This is a genomic window from Micromonospora sp. MH33, from assembly GCF_003013775.1.
GTDB lineage: Bacteria > Actinomycetota > Actinomycetes > Mycobacteriales > Micromonosporaceae > Micromonospora > Micromonospora fulviviridis.
The window spans coordinates 1-6,214 of record NZ_MUYZ01000356.1 but is presented as its reverse complement, the minus strand read 5'-3'; the positions used below and the strand labels follow the sequence as shown (position 1 = coordinate 6,214).

General features: G+C 77.5%; 1 protein-coding gene. It reads right to left on the bottom strand.

What is annotated here, in order from left to right; genetic code table 11:
* The coding region (locus B0E53_RS32000) for a type I polyketide synthase (RefSeq protein ID WP_146167843.1) at positions 1–6,214 on the bottom strand (6,214 nt) is incomplete at both ends.

Here is a 6,214-nt window from a genome sequence, read left to right as displayed (position 1 = left end):
CCGCGACGGCCGGCCGGGCCCGCCGGGCGGCGGCGTCCAGCAGCGCGGTGCCCTCGGCGGCGGTGAGGCCGGTCATGCCGAGCCGGCGCAGCCGCTGCGCGTCGTCGCGGTCGAGGTGGGCGGTCATGGCGCTGGTGGTGGCCCACATGCCCCAGCCGATGCTGGTGGCCGGCAGCCCGTGCGCCCGGCGGTGCCGGGCGAGCGCGTCGAGGAAGCCGTTGGCGGCGGCGTAGTTGCCCTGCCCGGGCGACCCGAGGGTGGCGGCGATCGAGGAGAACAGCACGAACGCCGACAGGTCCAGGTGCGCGGTGGCCCGGTGCAGCGCCCAGGCGGCGTCCACCTTGGGCCGCATGACCCGGTCGACGGCGTCCGCGTCGAGGGAGGCGATGGTGGCGTCGGCGACGACGCCCGCGCAGTGCACGACGGCGGTGAGGGGGTGTCGGGGGTCGACCCCGGCGACCAGGTCGGCGACCTGCTGGGGATCGGCCAGGTCGACCGCCACGGCGGAGACCTCCGCCCCGGTCCCGGTCAGCTCCGCCACGAGCGCCGCGTAGGCGGGATCGTCGGCGGGGCGGCGGCGGGCGGCGAGCAGCAGGTGCCGGGCCTGGCCGGTGGCGACCAGGTGCCGGGCCACCACGGCGGCCAGGGCGCCGGACGCGCCGGTGACCAGGGTGGTGCCCGCCGGGTCCGCCGGTGCCGGTACCGACAGGACGACCTTGCCGACGTGGCGGGCCTGGCTGATGTGCCGCAACGCCTGCCGGGCCTGCCGCACGTCCCACACGCGCGTCGGCAACGGCCGCAGCGCCCCGCGCTCGAACAGGCCCAGCAGGTCGGCCAGCATCTCCCCGATGCGGACGCCACCGGCCTCGTTCAGGTCGAACGACCGGTAGGCGACCCCGGGGTGCTCCCGCGCCACCACATCGGCGTCCCGCAGGTCGGTCTTGCCCATCTCGACGAACCGGCCGCCGCGCGGCAGCAGCCGCAGCGACGCGTCGACGAACTCCCCGGCCAGGGCGTCGAGCACCACGTCGACACCCGCGCCGCCGGTGACGGACGCGAATGCCGGCTCGAACTCCGTCGTCCGGGACGACGCGATGCGGTCGTCGGCCACCCCCAGCTCCCGCAGCGTGTCCCACTTGCCGGGGCTCGCCGTCGCGTAGACCGTGGCGCCGACGTGGTGGGCGATCTGGATGGCCGCCATGCCGACCCCACCCGCGCCGGAGTGGATCAGCACGGACTCCCCCGCCCGCAGACCGGCCAGGTCGTGCAGGGCGTAGTAGGCGGTCAGGAACACCACCGGCACCGACGCGGCCTCGACGAAGGACCAGCCGGCCGGCATCCGGGCGATCCGGTCGCGCTGCGCCACCACCCGCGGCCCGAAGCCCGGCTCGAACAGCCCGAACACCCGGTCCCCCGGCACCAGGTCGGCGACGCCCGGGCCGACCTCCAGCACCACACCGGCGCCCTCGCTGCCCAGCACCGCCGCCGGGTCCGGGTACATGCCCAGCGCGATGAGCACGTCGCGGAAGTTCACCCCGGCCGCGCGCACGGCCACCCGTACCTCACCGGGGGCGAGGTCGGCCGGCGCGGTCGGGACGGTCTCGACGCCGTCGAGCGTTCCGGGCCGCACCGCGGCCACGTGCCAGGCGCCCTCTGCGGGCGGCGTCAGCTCCGCGCCCACCTGGCGCACCAGCCGGGGTACGCACACCCGGTCGCCCCGGAGCGCCAGCTGACCGCCCACGGCGGACGGATCGGCCGCGACGGCCGCCAGCACGCCGAGGGCCCGGGCGTCCACGGCGGCGTCGGTGTCGGCCAGCACGATCCGGTCCGGGTGTTCCGACTGCGCCGACCGGAGCAGGCCCCACACGGCCGCGCCGGCCAGGTCGACCGCCCGGTCGTCGTCGCCGGCCGGGACCGCGCCCCGGGTCAGCACCACCAACCGCGAGCCGGCCAGGGCGTCGGCGGCCAGCCAGGCCTGCACGGTGGCCAGCACCCGCGTCGTCACCGCTCGCACCCGTGCCGGCAGGTCGTTCCCGGCCAGCGGGGTCACGGTGAGCAGCACCGCGTCCGGGGCCGGCGCCCCGCCCGCCACGGCGGCCACCACCGCCGCCACGTCCGCGTACCTCGGAACCCCACCGTCCACCGGGAGGGCGCCGCGGTCGGCCCGGTCACCGGCCGGCAACGCCCGCGCGGTGATCCGCTCGGCGGATGCCGGCGCGCCGGCGTCGTCCGATCCGGGGTCCACGGTCAGCAGCACCCAGGTCGGGTCCGCGTCGGCCGGGGTGATCTCCTCGGCCGGCCAGGTCACCGCGAAGAGCGACCGGGACGCCGCGTCCGGCGCGGCGACGCCGGTCAGCTCGCGGAGCACGAGCGAGTCGACGGACACCACGGGGTCACCCGACTCGTCCACCGCCACCAGCCGCACCCCGGAACCGGCCCGGGTCAGCCGCACCCGCAGCACCCGCGCGCCGGAGGCGTGCACCTGCACACCCTCGAACGCGAACGGCACCCGGGCGCCCGACCCGGCGTCGAGCAGCCCGATCGGGTGCAGCGCGGCGTCCAGCAGCGCCGGATGCACGCCGAAGCCGTCCACCGGCGCGTCGGGCAACGCCACCTCGGCGTACACGGTGTCGTCGCCGGTCCAGACCCGGCGCAGCCCCCGGAACGCCGGCCCGTACGCCAGGCCGTGCCCGGCGAGCGCCTCGTACCAGCCGGTCAGGTCGGTCTCGGCGACGCCGGCCGGCGGCCAGGCGTCGAATCCGGGTTCCTCGGCGGCGGCCGGTTCCAGCACGCCGTCGACGTGCCGGATCCACTCGGCCTCGGGGTCGTCCTCCGGCTGGGCGTACACGGCGACGTCCCGGCCGCCGGTGTCGTCGGCGGCGCCGACGCGGACCTGCACGCGGACGCCACCGGCGGCGGGCAGGGTCAGCGGCGCGGCGACGGTCAGCTCGCGTACCCGGGGTGCGCCGACCTCGTCGCCGGCGCGCACCACCAGCTCGACCAGCGCGGTGCCCGGCACCAGCACCGCGCCGCCGACCACGTGGTCGGCCAGCCACGGCTGCGCCGCCACCGACAGCCGGCCGGTGAGCAGCACCTCGTCGTCCCCGGCCAGCCGCACCGCGGCGCCGAGCAGCGGGTGCCCGGCCGCGCCGAGACCTGCCCCGGACACGTCACCGGCCCGCCCCGTCCCGGGCTCGGGCCAGAACCGCTCCCGCTGGAAGGCGTACGTGGGCAGGTCGACCCGGGTGGCGCCGGAGCCGGCGAAGACGGCGGCCCAGTCGACCGGTACGCCGGCCGTGTGCAGGCCGCCGAGGGCGGTGAGCAGCTGCCGGGGGCCGTGCTCGTCGCGGCGCAGCGAGCCGACCACGACGCCGGGCTGCCCGGCGGGGGCCCGGTCGAGGGCGTCCTGCACCACCACCTTGAGCACCGGGTGCGGGCTGACCTCGACGAACGCCCGGTAGCCGGCGTCGATCAGGGCGTCCACGACCGGCGCGAGGCGGACCGGCTCGCGCAGGTTCCGGAACCAGTAGCCGGCGTCCAGCTCGGTGGTGTCGATGGGCGCGCCGGTGACGGTGGAGTGGAAGGCGACCCGGGTGGGGTGCGGCTGGACGGTGCCGAGCGCGGCGGCCAGGTCGTCGCGGACCGCGTCGACGTGCCCGCAGTGGGACGCGTAGTCGACGGCGATCTGCCGGGCCCGGATGCCGCGTTCCGCGCAGGTGGCGAGCAGTTCGGTGACGGCGGCCGCGTCGCCGGACACCACGGTGACGGTCGCGCCGTTGAGCGCGGCGACGGTGAGCGCGTCACCCCAGGGCGCGATGAGCCCCGCGGTGTCGGCGGCGGAGAGCGGCACGGAGACCATCCCGCCGAGCCCGGAGAGGGCGAGCAGGCCGCGGCTGCGGGCCACGACGAGCCGCAGCGCGTCGGGCAGGGTGAGCGCGCCGGCCACGCACGCCGCGGCGATCTCGCCCTGCGAGTGGCCGATGACCGCGTCGGGGCGTACGCCGCAGGAGCGCCACACCTCGGCGAGGGACACCATGACGGAGAAGAGCAGCGGCTGGACGACGTCGACCCGGTCCAGCGGGGGTGCGCCGGGCGCGCCGCGCAGCACCTCCTCGGGCTGCCAGTCGACCAGCCGGGCCAGCTCGGCCGTGCACTCGCGCATCCGGTCACGGAAGACCGGGGAGGAGTCGAGCAGGTCAAGCGCCATGCCGGGCCACTGGGAGCCCTGGCCGGGGAAGACGAAGACGACCTTCCGCGTACCGTCGCCGGTGCTGGCGGGCTGGTCGTCGGCGGCGGTGAGCGCGGCCAGCGCGTCGTCGCGGTCGGCGGCGACGGCGACCTGCCGGTAGGGGTGGTGGGCGCGGCCGGTGGCCAGCGACCAGCCGAGGTCGACGAGGTCGAGGTCCGGGTGGCCGGCGAGGTGGTCGCGGAGCCGCTCGGCCTGGTCACGCAGGGCGCGGGCGCTGCGGGCGGAGACGAGCAACGGTACGGCGTCGGCGGCGACCAGGCCGGACGGCGCGGCCGGTTCGGGGCGGGCGGTGGCCGGCGGGTCGGCGGGGGCCTGCTCGATGATGGCGTGTGCGTTGGTGCCGGAGATGCCGAAGGACGAGACGGCGGCCCGGCGGGGCCGGTCCACGTCGGGCCACGCCGTGGCGGCGGTGGTCAGGGCGACGGCCCCGGCGGTCCAGTCGATGTGCGGGGAGGGCTCGTCCACGTGCAGCGTCGCCGGCACGAGGCCGTGCCGCAGGGCGAGGACCATCTTGATGACGCCGGCGACGCCGGCGGCGGCCTGGGTGTGCCCGATGTTGGACTTGATCGACCCGAGCAGCAGCGGCCGGTCGGCGGGGCGGTCCTGACCGTACGTGGCGAGCAGGGCCTGGGCCTCGATGGGGTCGCCGAGGGTGGTGCCGGTGCCGTGGGCCTCGACGGCGTCCACGTCGGCGGGAGACAGCCGGGCGTTGGCCAGGGCCTGGCGGATGACCCGCTGCTGCGACGGACCGTTCGGCGCGGTGAGCCCGTTGGACGCGCCGTCCTGGTTGACCGCGCTGCCCCGGACCACGGCGAGGACCCGGTGGCCGTGGCGGCGGGCGTCGGACAGCCGCTCGACCAGCAGCATGCCGACGCCCTCGCCCCAGCCCGTGCCGTCGGCGCCGGCGGCGAACGCCTTGCACCGCCCGTCGGGGGCCAGGCCGCCCTGCCGGGAGAACTCGGAGAACATGCCGGGCGCGGCCATCAGCGCCGCGCCGCCGGCGAGCGCCATGTCGCACTCCCCGGCCCGCAGCGCCTGCGCGGCCAGGTGCAGGGCGACCAGCGAGGAGGAGCAGGCGGTGTCCACGGTGACCGCCGGCCCCTCCAGGCCGAAGGTGTAGGCCAGCCGGCCGGAGGCCACGCTGCCCGCGGTGCCGGTGAGCAGGTGGCCTTCGAGCCCGTCGAGGCCGTCGCCGGTGGCGGCGTAGCCCGACGAGGCGGCGCCGATGAAGACGCCGGTGGCGGTGCCGGTCCGGCCCGCCGGGTCGAGGCCGGCGTGCTCGAACGCCTCCCAGGAGGTCTCCAGCAGCAGCCGCTGCTGCGGATCCATGGCCAGCGCCTCACGGGGACTGATGCCGAAGAACCCGGGATCGAAGTCCGCGGCGTCATGGAGGAAACCGCCGTGCCGGGTCGTGGAGGTACCGGCCCGGTCGGCGTCCGGGTCGTACAGGGCGTCCAGGTCCCAACCCCGGTCGGCCGGGAACGCCCCGATCGCGTCCCCACCCGAGACGACCAGGTCCCACAACTGCTCCGGGCTGCCGACGCCGCCCGGGTAGCGGCAGGCCATGCCGATGATGGCGATGGGCTCCTCGGCGCCGGCGGCGGCGACGGCCCGGGGGGCGGTGCCGGCGCCCGCCGGGGTGTGGCCGAGCCGCTCGTGCAGGTGCTCGGCCAGCCGTTCCGGCGTGGGGTGGTCGAAGACGAGGGTGGCGGGCAGCCGCAGCCCGGTGGCCGCCGCGAGCCGGTTGCGCAGCTCCACGGAGGTCAGCGAGTCGAAGCCGAGTTCCTTGAACGCCCGGTCACCGGGCACCGCCTGCGCCGACGGGTGCCCGAGCACGGCGGCCGCCTGCCCGCGGACCAGGTCCACCAGCAGTCGCCGCGCCTCGTCGGGTGCCAGCCCGGCCAGCCGGTCGGCCCAGCCCGTGCCGTCGCCGTCCCGGGCGCCGCGGGCCTGCCGGCGTGCACC